Source organism: Candidatus Methylopumilus planktonicus (assembly GCF_000981505.1).
Taxonomy (GTDB): Bacteria; Pseudomonadota; Gammaproteobacteria; order Burkholderiales; family Methylophilaceae; genus Methylopumilus; species Methylopumilus planktonicus.
The window spans coordinates 849350-869853 of the sequence record NZ_LN827929.1; the positions used below are offsets into that span (position 1 = coordinate 849350).

Sequence of the window (20504 nt, forward strand, 5' to 3'; positions counted from 1 at the left end):
AAATCATCCTAATTTAAAATTATTTAAATAATCTTCAGTTTCTTGTATACCTTTTTGTGAGCCAATTTCATAAAACCTTTCATAAACCTCAAATGCACTTAATTCACTTCTAGAAGACAATAAAGCAAAGAGATCAGAAAGATCAAAGATCTGTTCATTTATGAAATAATTAAAAGCACTTTTATTTAAAATAGATAATCCGTAATCGATATATTTCATATTGGGCTTAGGGTTTCTTTTATTATACTCAATCAATTTACCATCAAGATATAAAACATTACTTAAGTCCCATGCGTTATCATTTTTAATAATCGTCATAAGCCCTAATTTCTTTGCATCGTAAGCTTTTTGTACTTTTTCAAAATTGATAGGTAATAATGAATCTCCATATAAAACAAAAAAATTTGGATCGAGCAAATGCAATGCTTTTGATATGGAGCCCCCGGTTCCTAATTGCTTATCGCCGTCATATGAGTATTTGATACTTAAATTAAAATTGCGCCCATCGCCAACAGCAGACTCAATCATTTCTCCTAAATGACCTACACATAGAACTACATTTTTAACGCCTTGGGATTTTAAAATATCTAATTGATGAAAGATAAAAGGTTTTCCTGAAATCTCTAGCAAAGATTTAGGCAGTTTTTTTGTAACCTCTCCGAGACGCGTGGCCAACCCTCCAGCAAGTATAGCTACAGAATACAATTTAAGATGACAGTACTATCTTAGTACCTTCAAAATCAAACCTGAAGCGAACCTCTTCCAGACCTTCTTTACCCATGGCTTGCCTTAATTTTTCTGGATCTTTTGCCATAAACATTAAGAAACCCCCTCCACCCGCTCCAACAACTTTCCCCCCAATTGCTCCATTTGTAAGTGCTAATTCATACCATTCGTTAATTTTTTCATTGCTCATACTGGATGATCTATTTTTTTTATGCTGCCAATGCTCATGCATTAATTCACCAAAAGAAATTAAATCTCCCTCTTCCAGCGCTTTTTTACTTTTATAGCCAATATCTTTGGTGTAATGAAGGTTATTCAAGATCTCATCTTCATTATTATCTGATCGAATCTTTTGATCTTTTAATATCTCACTAGCGCTTCTTGAAAAGCCAGTGAAAAAAAGAAGTAAATTGTCTTCTAATTGATATAAAGTTTTACTAGATAAATTTAATGCTGAATAAGTAACAGTATCATCCTTATGAAAAGCAAAGCTTGAAATTCCGCCTACCGAAGCAATATATTGGTCTTGCTTGCCTATAGGCTCTCTAAGCTTTTCTATTTCAATAAAACATGCTAATTCTGCTAAGTCCTGTTGAGAAAGATATCTTCTGTTATAGACATATAAGGCTTTTAATAACGCTGTAGTAAAGCTGCCAGAAGAGCCAAGTCCAGTGCCAGCTGGAATATCTGCCATTGAGCTTATTTCAATTTGCAAATTCTTTTCGTCAAATAATTTTAAAGCTTCTCGAATAATGGGATGTTTAATTGAGTCAACATCCTGAGAATTTTCCATAGAAGAATATCTAAAAATACCACCTTTATTAAAAGGCTTATTAATAGCTACATAAATATACTTATCAATTGCAGCAGAAACTAAAAAACCCTCATGTTGCTTATAATAAGAAGGTAAATCTGTACCGCCGCCGCCTAGCGATATTCTTAAAGGACTTCTGGCAATAATCATATAACCCTTCTTTATCTAAAATTATGCAAATAAGAACTCTGCATTTTTAATTAACTCACTAACAGAAAAATTAATAGCTTCTTTTGATGTGTAAGATGGCAACCAGCCTAAAGATTTTATTTTGTCTGAATTCATTCTAACAACAGGCACGTCACCTTTCCAGCCCCTTTTGCCACCAGAATAATTAAAATTACATTTTTGATAATTGCCACCCATTTGCTGGATAACAATGTTTGCAATTTCGGTGACTGTGATATAGCTATCTGGAGCCACATTATAAACATCGAAGATCTTACTCTGTTTATAAAAAGCAATATCTAAGGCTTTAATTACGTCAGAAACGTGAATATAGGGTTTGCTTTGACTACCATCGCCCAATATTGATAACTCGGAAGAATTGTTTTTCAATCGTTTAATAAAATCATATGCAACACCATGTGTTTGACGGCCACCAATAACGTTACCAAACCTAAAAACACATGCTCTAAAATCGAACATGTGGCAATAACTTGAAATTAAGGCTTCACAAGCTAGCTTACTTGCACCATAAGTTGATATAGGCTCCATTGGACCATAATCCTCATACACAACTTTATCGCCAATATCTCCATATACTCCAGAACCTGAAGAGTAAATTAAATTCTTAGCCCCAGCTTTTCTCATCCCCTCAAGAACAATCTGAGTTAAAACAGTGCCTTGTTTAAAATCAATATCAGGCTCTTCTACTGCTTTGGAGATATCAGGATTGGCGGCAAGCAAAAACACTACATCTTTGTCTTTGCAGGCTTTAAAGATTTCATCGTCATAAATATCATTTTCAAAGATATGAAGCCTTTTGTCATTTTGATGATCTTTTAAGTGCCATAGCTTTCCTGAGGAAAAATTATCGTAAACAGCCACTTCAGAAGTTTTTGTATTTGATAAGAGATGGTCAACGATATAACTTCCTATAAAACCTGCTCCACCAATCACTAAATATTTCAATATATTCCCCGGTAAAATTATCTAAGCTTGTTATATCTGTTATAAATTAATCTCTTAAGACGAGAAGGCACAATAATCATTAATAGAGTTAAAAGTATGCCAATATAAGAAGAAAAAAAATAGCGAAAATTAAAATACTTGATTTTTAAATTTAAGGCGCTCACCCAGTTTCTAGGGCTGGATAATCCGTCTTCAGATTGTATTCGGTAATAAGTTAATTTTTCTTTAAGGTTATGAAACTTAGCACCTTGCAAAGACGCTCTTAACCACAGTTCATAATCCTCATTATTTCTCAAATTGGCATAATTACCATATCTCTTAAAAAAAGCAGTCCTTATCATGAGTGAGGGATGGCAAAGAGGATTCCAAATATTTAATTGTGACAGAATATCGTTATGAGATATTGGATAATTTCTAAAACCTGTTATTTTTCCAAAACTATCGATCTTAAAAACAGAAGAGCCAACCAAGCTAATGTCAGGATGGCCCATTAAAAAGTCATATTGAGTTTTTAAACGATTATCACTAGCAATATCATCAGCATCAATTCTCGCAACAAATTGAGATTTAATTTGACATGTGCCAAAAGCCAAAGAGCCTCCAATGCCTAATTTTTTTCTTGGCTTCAAAATTTTAACCTTGAAGCCTAATTTAAGATTTTTAATAAAATTTAAATCAACTGATGAACTCTCATCAACAATCAAAAGATCAAAATCCTTAAAAGTTTGCTTCTTTAGACTTGCAAGCATCTTTTTTAGGTAAATTAGATTTGGATTAAAAGTCGGGGTTAAAACGGTAATAGAAGGCATATTTATTATATTTTAATGTTAACTATTAACGAGCTTTTCCCAAGGAAGAACTAATTTCCTATTGCAATTTAGTTTCCACGATTTTGGGCTCATTGTGATTGATTTCTTGTCGTCAAGAGCGGATGCCCACCATGCAAAAGTGCTAGTGCCAATAACTCTAGACTTCGCATGAAGCAAAATCATAAAGTCATCAAATAAAGACTTTCTTTCATGGTCCAAAGAAAAATTAATATCTTTAAATTTGGGTTTAATAATGTCTAGCAGCGATTTTGAATATTGCAAATCGTCAGTCACGACATATATATTTGTTAACGCATGGCTACCTTTAAGCAATTTTAAGGCATCTATATAGAAATCAACACTATTAAGCGAGTTATCTAAATTAGCTAAAAAATCACCCCCTCTAATATGTATAATGCAATCATATTGACCGTATGGCTCATTATTAAATTGATCTTTTTTTAAGCCTGCTGATAACTGAATTAGTAAGGGCTGAATATGTTCATAACTCCAAGCATCCTGAAAATAGCCATCTAGGTAGACAGAGCTTTTCGATTGGCCAGTATTATTGTTAGAAAGGATCGATGAGAAATTTAAGTCGTTACAGCCAAAAAAAGAAGTAATTTTTGCTAATCTGAATTTAAAGACAACAATAGCAAAAAAACTAACATTAAAATATGTGGTTTGCGGAAGTTCAAAAAAATTTACCAATTCTAAATTTCGGCCAGCCTTGTAACTATTTAAAGCCTGTGTATAAAAATAAATTAGGTCACTTTCTTTCTTAATTAGAAGCGCTGCTGTGTATTGGAATATTTGATTGCCAAGTCCGCCAGCAAGTCTTAGATATATTTTCTTCAAATTAATCTCTAATTCTTAATGGCTACTATGTGATAGCCCATACACAAGCTATTAACTGACACTGGCGTTTTTCTTTTCATTGCATAATAAAGAAATGTCGGAAACAAAATAAGCTTCGCAAGTATGGAATTACTGATTGCTGTGCGTGCGACTTCGACCGACATCCAACTGTAATAATCCCCTACTGGTTCCATTTTCTTTATAGAAAAATTATTTTCACCTAAAATTTTTTCGTAAAACCTGTCTGTAAAGCCAGTATAAAAAAAATATGGGTCCATGTGACGCAAGCAATTGGACGGAGCTGTTAAAATCAAGATACCATTTTTTTTAAGAATTCTAGAAAGTTCTTTGATTGTATCAATGGGGTATGGAATGTGTTCAAGCACCTCTGTACATAAAACAGCATCAAAGGTGTTGTCTTTTGCTTTAATATCCCAAATATTACCAATGTAGTCGATTTGGCTACCGTATGCGTAAGCATCAAGATCTTGGTAAGAAGTATCAATACTTTTTTTAAGGTCGGTGGCATACTCTCCAAAATCCTGTGATTTGTATCTCAAATGAGAACAATTGCCTTTGTATCTTTGGCTTCCGCAACCAGCATCTAAAATTAAAGAGTTTTTCTTTATCTTTTTTAATTCTTGAGCAACAAATACATCCCTTACAAATTGATTATTTAGTTTTTGATAGAAAAATTTAAATGGATAGAAATTGGACAAAAGATGTCTAAGAAGAGAATTAAATTTCATTTAGCGCTAACCATGCTGGAAAAAAAACTTAATATGAAATAAAAAAACCTATGTAAAAAAGATTTTATGGGCGCATTATCCCAGACCTCAAAAGACACATACTCATAATTCAAGTGATTTTTAAATTTACTGATTTTATCAGGGTTATTAAGAACAGAATTACCATATCTAAGCCACTCTCGCTCTATTATATTGATTTCGTAAAAGAAATATTTATTAATATATGTCCCTAGACATTCGTATTCACTAAAACATTGTAATTTAGTTGAGTTAGCCAAATTTGAAATCACAGAAACAAAATTCTCACCCATGTTCTTTTCTATTGCCTTACACATTAATTGAGACCAAGAGGCTTTTAATAAAAAACATTGTGAAATAAATGATTTAGGGATGTTTTTTCTTAAATTTAGTACTTGTAATATTGAAATAAAATAAATTGGGTGATGCTCATCTGAGAGCCGGACATTTATCTTGTTATACTTAAAAAAATCTAACCTCTTCAATGGAACTGTATCACCATCCCAGAGCAAAATAATATCATTTGGTTTTTGTTGATTGCATAATAAAAGTTTAACTACCTGCTGTTTATACCAAGAATATAACTTTTTATTTCTGATATTTAAGTAGCGAAAATTTTCTCCCATAATACTCTGATCAGAAATAATAGAAAAGTTTAGTTTTTTAAAAATTTGAAATTTTTTTACATCTAATTCATCACATACCAAGAAATAAGAACTAGCGCTTATGTTTTTTAAAATAGATGGTAGGGAAAAATAGAGGGTAGGCATATCCTTAGCCGCACCAAAAACAAAAACTTTATCTATTTTCAAATTGATTTCTCGATCTTTTTTTGGATGAATATATATAGGAACCAGAATACCAGAATAAAATTAAAAGATTCTCTTGTAAATGATAACAAAATAAAACATAAAAGGCTGGTCGCAAGTTCATATTCCTTTCTGCGCAATATACTCATAAGGCATTTAAACATAAGAAAACTAGAGCTTAGAATAATTGGAATTGAGAAGATTCCTAATCGTGCAACCGTATAAAAAAAATTATTAGTATAATTCAGCAGCTCTGGGCCAACAATCCTTGTTGGGTAGATCTGATATAAAGGCAAGCTGAGAGAATTTGTATCGCTAATATGTCGCGAAAGTAGGAAATTAATTCTATTTACAGATAATTGATGCGAATCAGGATCAAACCATCTAACAAAAATCCTAGTTAAAGTAGCCTCTGATGTGAGATAGACGGCTATTAAAGTCATTACTAGAATTGATAGTACGATAAAAAAATTAAGTTTCTTTTGAAAAATAGACCAGAAAATGAAGATTAATAAAAATACTGGAACAGCTCCTGACCCAGAAATGATTATTGAAAATAGCGAAATGAAAGCCATTAAATAAAATTCATATTTGAGAAGAATAAAAAAACCACTGGCAATTATCCAAACAAAATCTGAAGGCTCACCAAAATACGAGATGTATCTCGAGGCTTCACCAAGAACTCCTGTTAGGTAATGCTCGTAAACTCTAGGCTGTATCGTGCCTAATTCAACCGTAAAAAAAGGATGTAACCGTAAAAAGTATACTTCAATAAACATTAGAATATTTAAAAAAGAAAGTAAGGCAGTAAAAGTTGAGTAAAATTTTAGAATTTTGTCAGGATTGTTCCCATGACCTGAATTAGCTAGTAACAGATAAATATAGAATATCGGCAGGGTATAAAAATAAGCGGCCTTAAGACATTGGGTATCGTCTTCAGAAATCCAGAAAAAAAGTAATATTAGTGTAATCGAGCAAATGGAAATTAAATAAAAAAGAAGAGCTTTATCAAATTTGAAATACTTGATTTTTAAAAAATTAGAATTTATAAAAATTAATAGTAAGAAAAAAATCGTAGCAATTTCAACTTGTAAATTATTAAGAAACTTAAAACCACGAGTTATATGAAAAAAACTAATAAGCAAAAGACTTAGGATATTAAATCTAGAATTCTCTAAAAATCTACACATTCTTAGAGAATTTACCAAAGAATTCTTTTATTTCAAAAATTGGAGAAACTTTTAGAGTTAAGAAAATAAAGAAAATAAATGTAATCGAAAAAATTACTGCCAAATCAATAAAAGTAAAAAAGTTTTCCTTGAAAATTATTATATAAAAATGTCTCAGAATAAATGAAAAGGCTATATGCATAACTGAACATATTGCTAAGTTTTTAAGAAATAAATAATTTTCTGTATTAATAATTAACTGCCATTGTCCTTTGAAGACATTTAAAAGTAACTTTATAAAAAATAAACACCAGGATAAAACAAACGCAATTGACAATCCAATTACGCCAAAATACTTTGTTAGCATTCCTGATAATCCAAAATAAATAATTGTAATAAATAAGCCAGATGCCGCCGTTGATTTATAATTGCCCTCAGCAAATAAATATCTCAAAAGTACCACTGACCCAGAAAAAAATATACTTGAAAAAATCGAAACTTCTAAAAGTCCAGAAACATTTTTTGTAGCTAATGAATCGAACAAACCCCTTTCCAATAAGATTGAAATAATATTTTCTGAATAAAAGTAAAAAAATACACACTGAAATATTAGCAATGTGGCAGATATTCTGAAAATTTTAATTATGTTTCGCATAGCGTCAGTTTTTTTTCCAGAATTTATGCTATTTGATAGATGTGGTAAGAATACTTGAATAGGCCATGAAATATTTAATGTCGTAAAAGCCACAAGAAATCGCTGCGAATAACTTACGTATGAAAGACTCGATGCTGATAAAAATTTACACCAATAAACGTCGCTAGATTGGAAAATGACATAGCATAGAATTGATAGAATAATTAGTGGAATTTTTTTATAAAATTCTTTTAGGCATTTATAGTCAGTTATGGTGAGCTTGTAAATATTTATTGGATTAATACTGAATTTGACAAGGTAAAGAAGACTAATAATGTTACCTATCAATAGACTATAAGCTAAAAGTGTTAGTCCAAAATTATCTCTAAAGACTAAAAATAAAAATAAGGTGGTTAAGACTGGAATTAAATTCGCTTTACCCACATAATTTACATTATTTCCGACTATGTTTATCGATTGAAAAAGTGAAATAATTGGAATTAGTGATGTCGCTAACCAATATATTTGAGCTATCTTAATAAACTCATCGCTATTAGATGCTCCAAAGTAAGACATTTGAAATGGTGATACTAAATAGCCTGCGCATGCTATAAATAAACTTAAAAATAAAAAACTTAAAAGAATAGAGAAACAAAACTTATTACGGAAATTTTTTTTTGTCTTTTTTGATATTTCAGGAATTAAATAATGATTTAAACTTGTCGTTATCAGTCCTGTAACAAAAAGTGGGTACGTGCTGGCTACTACAAATAAGTCGTAGCTTGACGTTGCGCCGAAGTATTTAGCAGTAAGTATTTGACAAAAAAAACCAACAAAACTCCCTAGAAGTCCCAGTAAGGAAATTTGCAACGCTTTTTTAATCAATACGATTTGACATCTAAACTTAAAACTTGATCTTGAATCCAATGATAGGTTTTTTCAAGCCCCCAAGTTAGAGGTTTAGATGGTCTCCAGTTCAATTTCTCTTGAATTAATTTATTGTCAGAATTTCTACCACGAACCCCTTCAGGCCCTTTTATATTATTAATTTTTATTTTTTTTTCGCTTATATCTGCAATCATAGAAACTAATTGATTGATTGAAACCATTTCTTCTGAGCCAATATTAACTGGGCCGGTATAATTGGATCTCATTAATTTCAATGTGCCTTCAATACATTCATCAATAATCAAAAAAGATCTAGTTTGATTTCCGTCACCCCAAACGTCAATGCTGTCTCCATTTTTTGCTTGCGCAATTTTTCTGCAAATTGCAGCAGGGGCCTTTTCTCTTCCGCCGCGCCAGGTACCTTCAGGACCAAAAATATTATGGTAACGTGCGATTCGTATATCGAAATTATAATTTCTAGCAAATGCTAAAAATAACCTTTCGCTAAAAAGTTTTTCCCAACCGTACTCGCTATCAGGATTTGCTGGGTATGCAGATGACTCTTCACAATTTGGTTTTAAGGGGTCAATCTGATTATGTTCAGGGTAAATACAAGCAGAGGATGAATAAAATATTTTTCTTGAATTACGTCTTAGGCTTGCTTCTAAGACATTGAGATTAATTAATGCCGAATTATGCATAATGTCAGCATCATTGTCACCAGTAAATATAAAACCAGCTCCACCCATATCCGCAGCAAACTGATAAATTTCATCAAACTTCGTATCAATAGCATCTCTGGCAATTATGGGATCGGCGAGATCCGCGCAAATGAAATCATCTGCTTCTGTTTCTGAAAATTCTGGGTATTTTAAATCAACAGATCTAACCCAAAAATTCTCGTTTTTTAACTTTCGAACCATGTGAGATCCTATAAAACCGCCACCGCCAAGAACTAGAGCTTTTTTCACGATTCACCTTTCAAAGGTCTTTGGTAATTATCTTCAAAACGAATAATATCATCTTCCTCCAAATATTCTCCTGTTTGAACCTCAATAATCTCGACTGGGTCTTTAGATTTGTTAAATAATCTATGTTTAATATTTTTTGGAACAAAAAAAGACTCATTTTCTTTCAATCGCAATCTCTTAAAGCCACAAATTACATTTACCTCACCTTTTATAACAACCCAATGCTCAGATCTTTTATTGTGCTTTTGTAAACTTAGAGAAGAATTTGGGTTAATAAATATTTTTTTAACTTTATAGCCGTTCGAGGAGTCCAAGACGTCAAACCAGCCCCAAGGGCGAAATTCTTTTCGATTTAATTTTCCTTCAAGGCGTTTAGTTTTTTTGAGTAATTCTATAATTTCGCCCTGACTCTCAAGGCAGGATTTCTTTCGAATCATTATGGCATCAGGCGTTTCAACTAAAATAATATCATCTAAATTATTAGCTACAACGAGCCGGGATGTTGAATAAATTATTGAATTACTTATTTTTGTGGCAATTACATCTCCAAATATAAGATTAGATGAAAACTTATTTTTAAATAACTGCCAAAAACTATTCCAAGTACCTAAATCATGCCATCTAGATTTTAATTCAACAGCCCTTAAAGAAAATTTCGTATTTTTGCACTTTTGTAAAACTGCATAATCTATAGAATTACTTTTTATTTTTTTAAAAAAAATATGACTTGGACTAATGAAATTAGCACTACATTCTCGATCTTCGAAAGATTTTTTACATAACCCATAAAGTTTAGTGTCGAAAAACTCTATGGCCTCAAGCCATACTTGAGCTTTAACAACAAAAATTCCAGCATTCCATAAAAAATTTCCTTTAGACAAAAAACTTTTTGCAGAATTTTGGGAAGGTTTTTCATAAAAATTAAGGACTTGCAATGCTGATTTATTTTTTAAGTCCTTATTGCACTCAATATACCCAAACTCACTACTAGGATTAGTTGGCTTAACACCTACAAGGACAAAATCATTAGATTTTGCAATTTTAATTGCTTTTTCAATCGTTGAAACAAAATTATTTATATTGGGCAAGAAATGGTCAGAAGAAGAAACTACCATCACTGAGTCTTTATCATTTTGATAGCAATTTAATGCAGCCAAAGTTAAAGAGGGTGCAGTATTTTTACCTTCAGGCTCTAATATATAATCTAAATCAAAATTAGAAATATTCTTTACTTGGTCTTGGGCTAAAAATTTATAGTCCTTGTTCGTAATTACAAGAGGAGTTTTTAAATTAATTCCTTTGAATTTTATTGATAATGAGCGGCTTACTGAGCTCTGGAAGGAAGAGCCTTTTCCGAAAAAATCGTAGAATTGCTTTGGAATAGACTCTCTAGATACTGGCCATAATCTCTTTCCAGACCCGCCGCATAATATGACGGGGTAAACACTGGTACTATTCCTATTTTTGATCATTAAGTAAAGCTCTGCTTAAATTTGTTTCCTATTATAATGTAAATGATAAATATCAAATAGGTCTGAATTCCATGAAAAAACTCAATAAGATCAAAACTCTTGTCAAAAAGGTTCCTTACTTAGCATATTGGGTTAGGGTAATTATCTACCAGTTTATTCTGATGAGAACAAACAAGCATCCTGAGGGCTATTTTTTTTCTGGCACACTCTTAATGGAAAATGGTACTTTTGAAATTGAAGAAACAAATGTTGTTAAAAATCAATTATCAAAAAGTGATAGGATGATTAATATAGGTGCGAATGTAGGCTACTATGTATGTATCGCAATGAAAATGGGCAAAGAAGTTACAGCCTTTGAGCCTTTAATTTCAAATCTCAATATACTTTATAAGAATCTAATTTTAAATAACTGGGTGAAAGGGGTTGAGATTTTTCCAGTTGCATTAGGAAGCACAAGTGAATTAAAAAAACTCTATGGATATGGAACTGGCGCCTCCCTGGTAAAAAAATGGGCTGGTTCAGATTTGCAACACTATAAAATTGTGCCAACGACTCTTTTAGATAATTCTGTTGCCCAGAGGTTTGCTAAAGAAAGACTTTTGATAGTCGCAGATATTGAAGGATATGAACTAGAAATGCTTTATGGGGCAGAAAAAACTCTCCAGCTAAATCCTAAGCCAATATGGATAATTGAAGTTTCATTTAACGAACATATTCCAATAACCAGCAAAAGAAAATTTACAGATGCTAAAAAGCTTTTTCAATTAATGTGGAAAAATGGTTACAAATCATACTTTGCGGATAATAATTACGTTGAAATCACACCGAAAATACTTAACAAAATAATGAATAATAAAGGCAATGGTTTATCATCTAATAATTTTATATTTGCAGATAAAAAACTTACATTAAATTAATCAAAAAATATTGACAAATTTTTTTCTGCATTTGCCAATCTCTCCTTGGTTCCGATATCATAAAATTTTCCTTTTAGAATAAATGCAAAGCAATTTTTTTTTGCAATAATCTCAGGGAATATATCATTTTCTAGTGAAAACGATTTATTTTTATGCGAAAAAAAATTAAAGATTCTTTTATTAAATAAATAAACACCTGCATTTATATATGATGCAACGCATGTAAAATGTTCTTCTTTTTTCTTTTCATGAAAAGAATTAATTCTAGAGTTATCATCTAAAAAAATACTTCCAAAATCTCGATTATTAGAATTTAGATTCTCGACAACTGCAATTGAAATAAACGCTTTCTTTGCAAGATGATACGAATGAAAAAAACTAAAATTAATATCACAAATTGAGTCGCCGTTTAAAACAATAAAACTCTCAGTCTTTATGTGTTTTAATGCATTTTTGATAGCACCACCTGTTCCTAGTGGAATATCCTCTTTGGAAAAAATACATATAAAATCTTTCCGACTCTCATAATGCTCAATTATTTTTTTCGATTCAAATCCTACACAAAAAATAGCTTTAGAAATACCATTTTTTTTTAATTGGTTAATTATAAGATCTAAAAATGGAAGTTCATTAATTCTAGCCATAGATTTAGGAGTATTCCCTAATATATCTTTAACTCGAGTTCCAAGTCCACCGCAAAGAACAAGAACATCAAGATCAAATATTTCTTTTTGAAATTTACTCATTTGCCTAAAAATTTTCAGAGCCTGACGAATATATAATATGGCTTCCATTTAAATCTATATCAACAGGAACATTAATAAGCTTGCTTAATGCGTGAATAATAGTTTTATGACTTGAGGGCTTGGCTAAAAATAATATAAAACCTCCTCCACCCGCACCTAATATTTTGCCACCATAGGCACCACACTGCATCCCTATATCATAAATTGTATTTATTTCATTATTGCTTATATTATATGCAAGTGATTTTTTTACTCTCCATTGCTCATTTAATAAACTTCCGAATAATTTCATATCAATTATTTGACTATTTAGTAGCTTCGTCGCTTCATTGACTTGGAGAATCATTTCCTGGAGAAGGGTTTTATTCTTGGGGATATTTTTAATCTGCTCTTGAGCAACATCGCTCGCTGACCTCATAATCCCAGTGAAAAAAAGCAGCATATGACTAGTAACCTTCGAAATATCATCTAAAAAAATTGGCTTTACTTTAAACCCATCAGAACTACTGAAATCTATTTTATTAAAACCACCATAGGCTGCTGCTACCTGGTCTTGTGAGCCGACATTTTCCATTATTAATTTTTGTTCAATAAAAATTGCATCTTTTGCTAGTTCATATTTATCGCTATTAATATTTTTCAAAGCTCTAAAAGCATTTAAAAGAGAAACAGTAAATGTCGAGCTAGACCCTAAGCCAGATTGGGCTGGAAGGTCTGCATGGTGAACTATATCAACACCATTTTGAACATTCATATATTTTAAAGCGGCTCTTACAACAGGATGCTGTATCTCGTCTATGCTATTTGTTTCTTCTCGCTTGTAATATCTAATACGGTATTTGTAATCAAAAAAAGGTGGTAAATAACGGCAGGTTATATAACAATACTTATTAATAGCCATACTAATAACTGATCCATCATTTTCTTCATACCATGCTGGATAATCTGTTCCTCCTCCGAAAAATGAAATTCTAAAGGGGGTTTTACTTATTATCATTATCTATTGAAGATCGATACCATTTTAAGGTTTTTTTAAGGCCTTCTTCTAAGGAAACCTTCGGCGTAAATCCGAGTTTATTAACAGCTTTTTGATTATCTATCAGTCTTTTTGGAATCATACTGGGCTTCGATGAGTCATAAATGATATTTGCATTTTCATACCCATCTAAATAAACTAATAAGTTAATAATCTCCTTGACAGTGCAGGGATTACTAATTGCTATATTAATAGGATCAAATCCAGTTAATTTTTCCATGGATAGTAGAAGGCCGTCTATAAAATCATCGATATAAATAAACTCCTTTAAATCATTACCATCCCCCCAAACCTCAAGGGGGTCCATTCTTTCCACAACCTTACGAATAAGAGCTGGTATTACGTGAGAAGTTTCCCATTCAAAATCCTCAAACTCACCATACACATTGGCCGGCCTAACTACACATACATCCATAGGCTTAGAAATTTTTTCGGAATACATTTGACAGACAATTTCAGTAAACCTCTTCATCCACGCGACAATAAAATATTTATCATAAAATTCATTAGTAACATCCTCTTCTTTTACAGGAAAGTCCGTCAATGGGTAAACTGTATTACTACTAATAAATAAGAACTTTTTTACATTGTTTTCATACGCTGCATCAAGCATTGAAATATTCATTAAAATATTTGGTGTTAAATGAGCCAAGGGATTTTTGGTCATGACTGCAGCCCCTGACGTGTTAGCTGCACACATAAACACGTAATCCACACTCTTCGTAACTCTTAAACAATCTTCAGGATTTCTAAGGTCGCAACGTAAATAATTAATTTTAGAATCCTTAATAAAAGGTTCTTTGATATGTAATGTAGCGCTAACATTCGCGCCTAATTTTAATAGCCTTAAAATTAAATGACTTCCAATAAATCCTGCGCCACCAGCGACCAAAACATTTTTATTTTTAAACAATTGATACTCCTGTATTAATCGACAAATTGGCCTAAATCATCACGTCTCGATAGAATAGGGTCTTTGATAGGCCACCAAATTGAGAACTCAGGATCATTCCACTTAATTGTAAATTGAGATGATGGGTCGTAATAAGATGTTTGTTTGTAATGAAAAATAGCTGTGTCAGAGATAACTAAGTGGCCATTTCCAAAATTAGGTGGAACTAAAATTTGCAATCGGTTTTTATCGCTAAGTAAAAATGATTGCCATTTTTTATATTGTTCTGATTTTGGATTATTATTAACAACTACGAAATAAAAACTGCCATATAAACATGAAATTAATTTCCATGTTTTATTATCACCATGAATGCCTCTGAGCACATTTTTAGATGAAATTGAAATATCATCTTGAACGAAATTTAAATTTAAATTTTTTAAATTATATGTTTCGTTATTAAAAATTTCGACATATTCACCCCTGTGATCATAGAATGTTTCTGGCTTAATAATCATTACATCTTTAAGAACAGAATCATTGTAGTTAACTTTTTTACTCATAATCTCAATCTTTCTTTATTTTTAGACTTTATCAAAGATTCTTCAATGTCAGAAATTTTATCGTTAAATATATTAAACTCAAAGTAGAGTTCTGCAGCTTTTAAAACTGCTAATCCTGCCATATGCTGAAATTTTCCAGATAAAATAATTTCTTCTAGCTTACCTCTTTTAATTTCTCGAACCTTAATTCCATGCATTTTTTTCGTGACAAAATTCTCTGTAAAACCGAAAAAGCCATATGCATGACTAGTCGATCTGTTAGGCATAATACTAAATTTTCCAACGCAGGACATTTTTGCATACAGCGAAGTCTCTTCGTAAAACTCTCTTTCAGCTGAAGCTAATGGTTGTTCATTATTTTCAATTTGGCCAGCAGGAAACTCTAAGGTCAGCAGACCTATGGCTGGCCTATCTTGCTCTACCAATATAAAACGATCTCTTGATCTAATATACAACAAATAACAGAATCTTTTTCGTTGATTCTATAATAAGAATCATTATTGTCATATTTTTTATTGCTTTGCTCTACAAAAAAATAGTTAGATTCAAAAACTTTTGTAAAATGATCAGACATTATCTAGTTAGTAAGCTTGAACCGTCTTTAACAACTTTTTCTCTCCAGTAGTCAAGCAGATCTCTAATTGTTTTTTCAAAGGGTATATTTGGCTCCCATCCAGTATGGTCACGAAATTTTTTAGTATTAGGGATTTGTAAATCTGCATCAATTGGCCTTAACCTAGAGGCATCTTCTTTAATTTGAATTTTTCCAGCATAGCTTGACAGAGAGATAATTTTATTCAATACATCGCCAATTGTGCACGTGTGAGATCCTCCAATATTATAATATTCGCCAGGAATTGGATTAACAGTAACTAGCAGATAATATGCCCTCACTGCATCTCTGACATCTGCTATCGTTCGTAAACTGTTTAAATTTCCAACTTTTACTTCAGGTGGAATCAACCCTCTCTCTATCATTGCCACTTGTTTAGCAAAGCTAGATTCAGCAAAAACATCGCCTCGTCTAGGGCCGGTATGGGTGAACATGCGAGTTGTCATGATATTCATATGATAGGCTTCAGCATAAAATCTACCTACTAAATCAGTACCAACTTTTGAAATTGCATATGGAGAAGCTGGATGAAAACTGCACTCTTCATCTATAGGCAATTTTTCCTTTGGTACACGCCCGAATACTTCAGAAGAAGCACAAATATGGACAATACAATCATTTTTATATTTCTTTAACGCCTCTAAAACTCTTACTGTGCCTTGTATATTCGTATCTAGGGTGTCCAAAGGCGCTTCAAAGCTGGTTAAAGGATAACTTTGAGCTGCTAAATGAAAAAGATAATCCGGTTTAGTTTTTTCAATAGCTTTATCAATAGACACTGTGTCTCGTAAATCCCCATAAACAAGACTAATTCGATCATTATTATTAATGCGTTTAGTTAAGGAGCTAATATTTTCCAATGGGCTTCTCCATCTAATAAGCCCGACAATATTCCAATCAGTATTTTCAATAATAAAATCAGCTAAATGTGAGCCAACCATTCCTGAAATTCCAGTAATAAATGCTGTTTTTTTAATTTTCATTCCAATCTATTTAGTCTAACTTTAAAAATATAACTCTTTTAAATTTCCTGAAAATTGTTTTAGGTGCTTCAAATGCATATATTTTTAAAAGTTTTAATGGTAAGAGTATTCTTTCAAAAAAAGACAAATGTTTTATTGCTTGAAAATTACCATCTATAAAAATATGTTTTTGAATACCAAAAATTATTGCAAAAAAATAAATATATTGTTTCCTTTTTAGAAGCCAATTGTATTGTATAAAATCGTAAAAACGATTTTTAGTAGTAAGATTATTAGGGTGAGATCTTCCTGCATGCGCTAATTCAGGAATATAAAGAGGCAAAAAACCATTTTTAGTAAAATTAAGAAGAAATTTATATATATATCCTAAGGGATCATTATCTTTTAAACAATATTTATATACATTCTTTTTTACAATAAAATTTAATTCAGGCAGGTATGGATTAAAAAGCCAATATGAGAAATAATCGAATTTATTTGGAGGGTAATTATAAAGATAATGATCACCCCAGACTCCTCTAATAATACCTCGGTCATTAATGTTTACTGCCGATCCCCAGACCAAAGAAATATCTTTATTGGAATCCAATACATTAATTGCTCTTTCTAACCATTTAAAGCTATACAAATAATCTGATGTAGTGGCTAGCATAATATATTCACCTTTTGCTTTTTGAAGCCCAAACAAATGTGCATCCTCTGCACTACATTCCCTAAGAAAGATTCTTGATTTCTTAAAAGACTCAAATAGTTTAATGCTGCCATCTGATGAAAATGAATCAACAACTATTAGTTCAAAGTCCTGAAAGGATTGGGCCTTTAATGCCAACAGCATATCCGGTATATATTTAGCCTGATTTTTACTTGCTACTAAAATAGATAGTTTAATCAAAATATTTCCAATGAAATTAAAATCAAAATGATTTCGTTTGGCCTCCATCAACAGTTATTTGTGAGCCGTTAACAAGAGATGCTTGCTCTGAGCATAAAAAAGTTACTACATTAGCAACCTCTTCTGGCGTTCCCATCCTTCCGAGAGGATATTCATCCTCGATCATTTTTTTAAATTTGATTGGATTTTTAGTAAGCTCCTCCTCAAAACCAGCGCCTTTAATATAAATACCGCCTGGAGCAACTGTGTTAAAAGTAATTCCACTTCTTACAAGATAATTGGTAAGAGATAATGATTTCATTAAAGCAACCTCGGCAGATTTTGCCATTGCAAACCAAGGCCTGCCTCCTCCTTCTTTGCCATATATTGAGGAAATCGTTATAACTCTCCCCCATTTTCTCTTGAGCATGTGAGGAATTAGCTTGGATGTTAAAAGCGCTGCAATCAATGCATTTTTCTGAAAAACTTCACTCCAAACTGAATCATTCGTAATTTCAACTCTCTCATTGCCCCATCGACCGCCGCCGCCAACATTATTAATTAATATATCAACGCCATCCCATCTTTTTTTAATTTCACTAACAATAAAATCTGCTGCATCTTGTTTCAATGCATCGACTTTAATTGTTAAAACTTCAACATTATGTTTTTTTAGAGCTTTAGAGGCGCTTTCGAGATTTTCTTTCGATCTTGAGCAGATGATGATATGAGCGCCTTGTTTTGCTAAAGATTCTGCAATCGAAAGTCCTATACCACGAGAACCGCCTGTAATTAGTGCTATCTTATTTTTAAATCCGTAATCAATCATATTTCTTTTTAGCTTAAAAAGGGCCCTTAAATTTATTTTCATGGCTATAAAAATCTATGCCATCAAGGATAGAAAGAGGTTTATCTAGCATTTTTTCAACTGCGTGAATAATGGTTCCGGCATTTGGGTAAAATTCATCTTCTAATATGCGGACTGTTGGACATGGGCAATCTGCAAAACCGATTCTTACAGGCGAGGAAATCATATATTGAAATAAATGCTCGCTAACTAAGCTGAGAATTTCTGCACTAAAGCCAGAATTTATCCAATCACAATCGGCCACAATTAGCCTTCCAGTTTTTTTAACAGAATTAAAAATTATTTCTGTATCTAAAGGTCTTAATGTTCTTGGATCAATAACTTCTATATCAATGCCTTTCTCAGATAAAATTTTCGCTGCAACCAATGTTTCAACCACCATCCAGGAAATTGCAACAACTGTAACGGCCTTTCCCTTGCGCAAGACTTTACCTTTACCAATTTCAACCAAAGAGAAATTATTATCAACAGATTCTTTAGCCCAATATAGCCATCGATGTTCCAGGAAGATAACTGGGCTATTTGATCTAATAGCTGATTGTAAAAGTCCAAGTGCGTCCGAAGGTGATGTTGGAGCTATAACTATTAATCCTGGAATGTGAGTAAAATAAGAAAATAATGACTTGCTATGCTGATAGCCTTGCCCCCATCCTCTTCCTATAATTGCTCTTATTACCAATGGTAACGAATGATTCCCATTTGTTCCGTAAATGAAACTGGAGGCCATATTTATCAATTGATTCATAGTGAGCAATAAGAAATCAACCCTAATATGAACATGAACAGGCCTAAGACCAGATATTGCAGCTCCAATAGCCAATCCTGTCATAGCATCTTCTGATAAAGGCGAATCAAAACAACGCTTCTTCCCATATTTTTCAAGCAAACCCTTGGTTGTACCAAATATTTTTATCTGATCAGGAACGCCAATGCCAAATACAAAAACAGAGTCATCCCTTTCCATTTCTAGGTGTAATGCCTTGTTTATTGCATCTGAGAAGGTTAACTCAATCAAAATACACTCCGGTTAACAGCTCATTTTTTTTGGGGAAGCTTGATAGTTTAGCTAAGTTAACTGCGGTATTAATTTGCCGATCAATTTCATCTTCAATTTTAATAGCTTCTGCCAATGAAGAAGCATTAATTAGTTTGTTTCTTATTAATTGCAAGGCATCATAATTTACTTGAATATCTTTATCAGAAGAATTTCTATAATAAGCCTCTAAATCATTTTTAATTCCAACATGCTCTAAATATCTTATGCATTTAATATGAAAAAAAACAGGCCTTGAATTTTCTAAAATTTTTTTTGCAATTAAACACTTATTGTAAATGTCTTCGGCATCGTTAGATTCGTCGAATATATAATCACATTCGAAAGATTCGACAATTGATTTTATGGAAGAAAACCCCCTTCTCTCATTTTTTTTAGTATGAACAGCATAATCATTATCCTCACAAACAAACAATAGCGGCAATTGCATTAAAGATGCTGCATTTAATGTTTCCCAAAAAGAACCTTCCTCAATTGCTCCATCGCCGAAATAAACTACACAAACATTATTAGTCAAATTATATTTTTCGGAAAAAGCAACGCCTAGCCCAAGCGGTAATCCAGCAGCAACAATTGCAGTAGAGCAGATATAATTATTTTCAATATCGGCAAGGTGCATAGAACCACTTCTTCCTGCAGCTGTGCCATTATCTTTTCCAAATAATTCACAAAAAAATTTATTAACTTGTTTGGTGTGGGCCAAGAATGGAGCATGGCTTCTGTATGTAGAAATAATTTTTGATTTATCGCCTAATGCTAATGAAATTGCTGCTGGTGCTGCCTCTTGCCCCATTGACATATGCATTGGCGTTTTCATTTCATCTTCATGATAAAGCTCACAAATTTTTAATTCCGAACTACGGATTAAATACATTCGAAAATAAATTTCTTTTAGCATTGGCAGCATTAA

At 32.1% G+C, this 20504-nt stretch carries 21 protein-coding genes; 1 reads left to right on the top strand and 20 read right to left on the bottom strand.

The features are described 5' to 3' along the window. Positions 1–3: 3 nt before the first annotated feature. The 10 genes from BN1208_RS04535 to BN1208_RS04585 all read right to left on the bottom strand — a co-directional run bounded on the left by BN1208_RS04535 (position 4) and on the right by BN1208_RS04585 (position 11051). Positions 4–705: a nucleotidyltransferase family protein gene (locus BN1208_RS04535; protein ID WP_046488287.1), complete on the bottom strand. Its 702-nt coding sequence runs from the start codon at positions 703–705 to the stop codon at positions 4–6. Between the two features lies 1 nt (position 706). After that, positions 707–1690 carry a GHMP family kinase ATP-binding protein gene (locus BN1208_RS04540; protein WP_046488289.1) on the bottom strand — a complete coding sequence of 328 codons (984 nt, stop codon included), beginning with the start codon at positions 1688–1690 and terminating at the stop codon, positions 707–709. 21 nt (positions 1691–1711) lie between these two features. Continuing rightward, entirely contained in the window at positions 1712–2674 is a 963-nt protein-coding gene (locus BN1208_RS04545; RefSeq protein WP_046488290.1) for an NAD-dependent epimerase/dehydratase family protein, read from the bottom strand. A 17-nt stretch (positions 2675–2691) separates the two neighbouring features. Continuing rightward, positions 2692–3483: a glycosyltransferase gene (locus BN1208_RS04550; protein WP_046488292.1), complete on the bottom strand. Its 792-nt coding sequence runs from the start codon at positions 3481–3483 to the stop codon at positions 2692–2694. Positions 3484–3501: 18 nt separating this feature from the next. Beyond that, positions 3502–4341, bottom strand: a complete 840-nt coding sequence (locus BN1208_RS04555; protein ID WP_046488294.1) for an alpha-1,2-fucosyltransferase — start codon at positions 4339–4341, stop codon at positions 3502–3504. Between the two features lie 8 nt (positions 4342–4349). Then, positions 4350–5090, bottom strand: coding sequence for a class I SAM-dependent methyltransferase (locus BN1208_RS04560; RefSeq protein ID WP_052734639.1), 741 nt, complete (start codon positions 5088–5090; stop codon positions 4350–4352). After that, positions 5087–5920 carry a DUF6492 family protein gene (locus BN1208_RS04565; RefSeq protein ID WP_046488296.1) on the bottom strand — a complete coding sequence of 278 codons (834 nt, stop codon included), beginning with the start codon at positions 5918–5920 and terminating at the stop codon, positions 5087–5089. Before BN1208_RS04565 ends, BN1208_RS04560 begins: the two co-directional genes overlap by 4 nt. A gap of 1179 nt (positions 5921–7099) precedes the next feature. Next, positions 7100–8605: a lipid II flippase MurJ gene (locus tag BN1208_RS04575; protein WP_046488300.1), complete on the bottom strand. Its 1506-nt coding sequence runs from the start codon at positions 8603–8605 to the stop codon at positions 7100–7102. Beyond that, complete coding sequence (locus BN1208_RS04580) at positions 8602–9579, bottom strand: NAD-dependent epimerase/dehydratase family protein (RefSeq protein WP_046488302.1); 978 nt, start codon at positions 9577–9579, stop codon at positions 8602–8604. The genes BN1208_RS04575 and BN1208_RS04580 overlap by 4 nt, the downstream gene beginning before the upstream one ends. Further along, positions 9576–11051 (bottom strand): mannose-1-phosphate guanylyltransferase/mannose-6-phosphate isomerase, encoded by a 1476-nt coding sequence (locus BN1208_RS04585; RefSeq protein ID WP_046488304.1) that lies wholly within the window; start codon positions 11049–11051, stop codon positions 9576–9578. The genes BN1208_RS04580 and BN1208_RS04585 overlap by 4 nt, the downstream gene beginning before the upstream one ends. Before the next feature lie 71 nt (positions 11052–11122). Between BN1208_RS04585 and BN1208_RS04590 the strand changes: the two genes are divergently transcribed. Further along, positions 11123–11968, top strand: coding sequence for an FkbM family methyltransferase (locus BN1208_RS04590; protein WP_046488305.1), 846 nt, complete (start codon positions 11123–11125; stop codon positions 11966–11968). On the opposite strand, the gene BN1208_RS04595 is transcribed toward BN1208_RS04590, so the two are convergent. The 10 genes from BN1208_RS04595 to BN1208_RS04640 all read right to left on the bottom strand — a co-directional run bounded on the left by BN1208_RS04595 (position 11965) and on the right by BN1208_RS04640 (position 20501). After that, positions 11965–12762, bottom strand: a complete 798-nt coding sequence (locus BN1208_RS04595) for a sugar phosphate nucleotidyltransferase (protein ID WP_046488307.1) — start codon at positions 12760–12762, stop codon at positions 11965–11967. The genes BN1208_RS04590 and BN1208_RS04595 overlap by 4 nt on opposite strands. Then, positions 12719–13711: a GHMP family kinase ATP-binding protein gene (locus tag BN1208_RS04600; protein WP_046488309.1), complete on the bottom strand. Its 993-nt coding sequence runs from the start codon at positions 13709–13711 to the stop codon at positions 12719–12721. Before BN1208_RS04600 ends, BN1208_RS04595 begins: the two co-directional genes overlap by 44 nt. After that, positions 13698–14663, bottom strand: a complete 966-nt coding sequence (locus BN1208_RS04605; RefSeq protein ID WP_046488312.1) for an NAD-dependent epimerase/dehydratase family protein — start codon at positions 14661–14663, stop codon at positions 13698–13700. Before BN1208_RS04605 ends, BN1208_RS04600 begins: the two co-directional genes overlap by 14 nt. 14 nt (positions 14664–14677) lie before the next feature. Continuing rightward, positions 14678–15205 (bottom strand): dTDP-4-dehydrorhamnose 3,5-epimerase, encoded by a 528-nt coding sequence (rfbC, locus tag BN1208_RS04610; protein WP_046488314.1) that lies wholly within the window; start codon positions 15203–15205, stop codon positions 14678–14680. Further along, on the bottom strand, positions 15202–15660 hold the full coding sequence (locus tag BN1208_RS07145) for an NUDIX hydrolase (RefSeq protein WP_162197765.1): 459 nt from the start codon (positions 15658–15660) through the stop codon (positions 15202–15204). Before BN1208_RS07145 ends, rfbC begins: the two co-directional genes overlap by 4 nt. Before the next feature lie 118 nt (positions 15661–15778). Next, positions 15779–16801, bottom strand: a complete 1023-nt coding sequence (locus BN1208_RS04620) for a GDP-mannose 4,6-dehydratase (protein ID WP_046488317.1) — start codon at positions 16799–16801, stop codon at positions 15779–15781. Positions 16802–16811: 10 nt separating this feature from the next. After that, on the bottom strand, positions 16812–17693 hold the full coding sequence (locus BN1208_RS04625) for a glycosyltransferase family 2 protein (protein ID WP_162197766.1): 882 nt from the start codon (positions 17691–17693) through the stop codon (positions 16812–16814). A 22-nt stretch (positions 17694–17715) separates the two neighbouring features. Then, on the bottom strand, positions 17716–18543 hold the full coding sequence (locus BN1208_RS04630; protein ID WP_046488323.1) for an SDR family NAD(P)-dependent oxidoreductase: 828 nt from the start codon (positions 18541–18543) through the stop codon (positions 17716–17718). Further along, positions 18515–19555 (bottom strand): alpha-ketoacid dehydrogenase subunit beta, encoded by a 1041-nt coding sequence (locus BN1208_RS04635; protein ID WP_046488325.1) that lies wholly within the window; start codon positions 19553–19555, stop codon positions 18515–18517. Before BN1208_RS04635 ends, BN1208_RS04630 begins: the two co-directional genes overlap by 29 nt. Continuing rightward, positions 19548–20501: a thiamine pyrophosphate-dependent dehydrogenase E1 component subunit alpha gene (locus BN1208_RS04640; RefSeq protein WP_046488327.1), complete on the bottom strand. Its 954-nt coding sequence runs from the start codon at positions 20499–20501 to the stop codon at positions 19548–19550. The genes BN1208_RS04635 and BN1208_RS04640 overlap by 8 nt, the downstream gene beginning before the upstream one ends. Positions 20502–20504: the final 3 nt, after the last annotated feature.

Coding starts and splice junctions, on each gene's coding strand:
- BN1208_RS04630 (WP_046488323.1), bottom strand. CDS start 18,543: ATGAAAATAAATTTAAGGGCCCTTTTTAAGCTAAAAAGAAATATGATT.
- BN1208_RS04590 (WP_046488305.1), top strand. CDS start 11,123: ATGAAAAAACTCAATAAGATCAAAACTCTTGTCAAAAAGGTTCCTTAC.
- BN1208_RS04640 (WP_046488327.1), bottom strand. CDS start 20,501: ATGCTGCCAATGCTAAAAGAAATTTATTTTCGAATGTATTTAATCCGT.
- BN1208_RS04595 (WP_046488307.1), bottom strand. CDS start 12,762: ATGGAAGCCATATTATATATTCGTCAGGCTCTGAAAATTTTTAGGCAA.
- BN1208_RS04620 (WP_046488317.1), bottom strand. CDS start 16,801: ATGAAAATTAAAAAAACAGCATTTATTACTGGAATTTCAGGAATGGTT.
- BN1208_RS04540 (WP_046488289.1), bottom strand. CDS start 1,690: ATGATTATTGCCAGAAGTCCTTTAAGAATATCGCTAGGCGGCGGCGGT.
- BN1208_RS04560 (WP_052734639.1), bottom strand. CDS start 5,090: ATGAAATTTAATTCTCTTCTTAGACATCTTTTGTCCAATTTCTATCCA.
- BN1208_RS04600 (WP_046488309.1), bottom strand. CDS start 13,711: ATGATAATAAGTAAAACCCCCTTTAGAATTTCATTTTTCGGAGGAGGA.
- BN1208_RS04550 (WP_046488292.1), bottom strand. CDS start 3,483: ATGCCTTCTATTACCGTTTTAACCCCGACTTTTAATCCAAATCTAATT.
- BN1208_RS04585 (WP_046488304.1), bottom strand. CDS start 11,051: ATGATCAAAAATAGGAATAGTACCAGTGTTTACCCCGTCATATTATGC.
- rfbC (WP_046488314.1), bottom strand. CDS start 15,205: ATGAGTAAAAAAGTTAACTACAATGATTCTGTTCTTAAAGATGTAATG.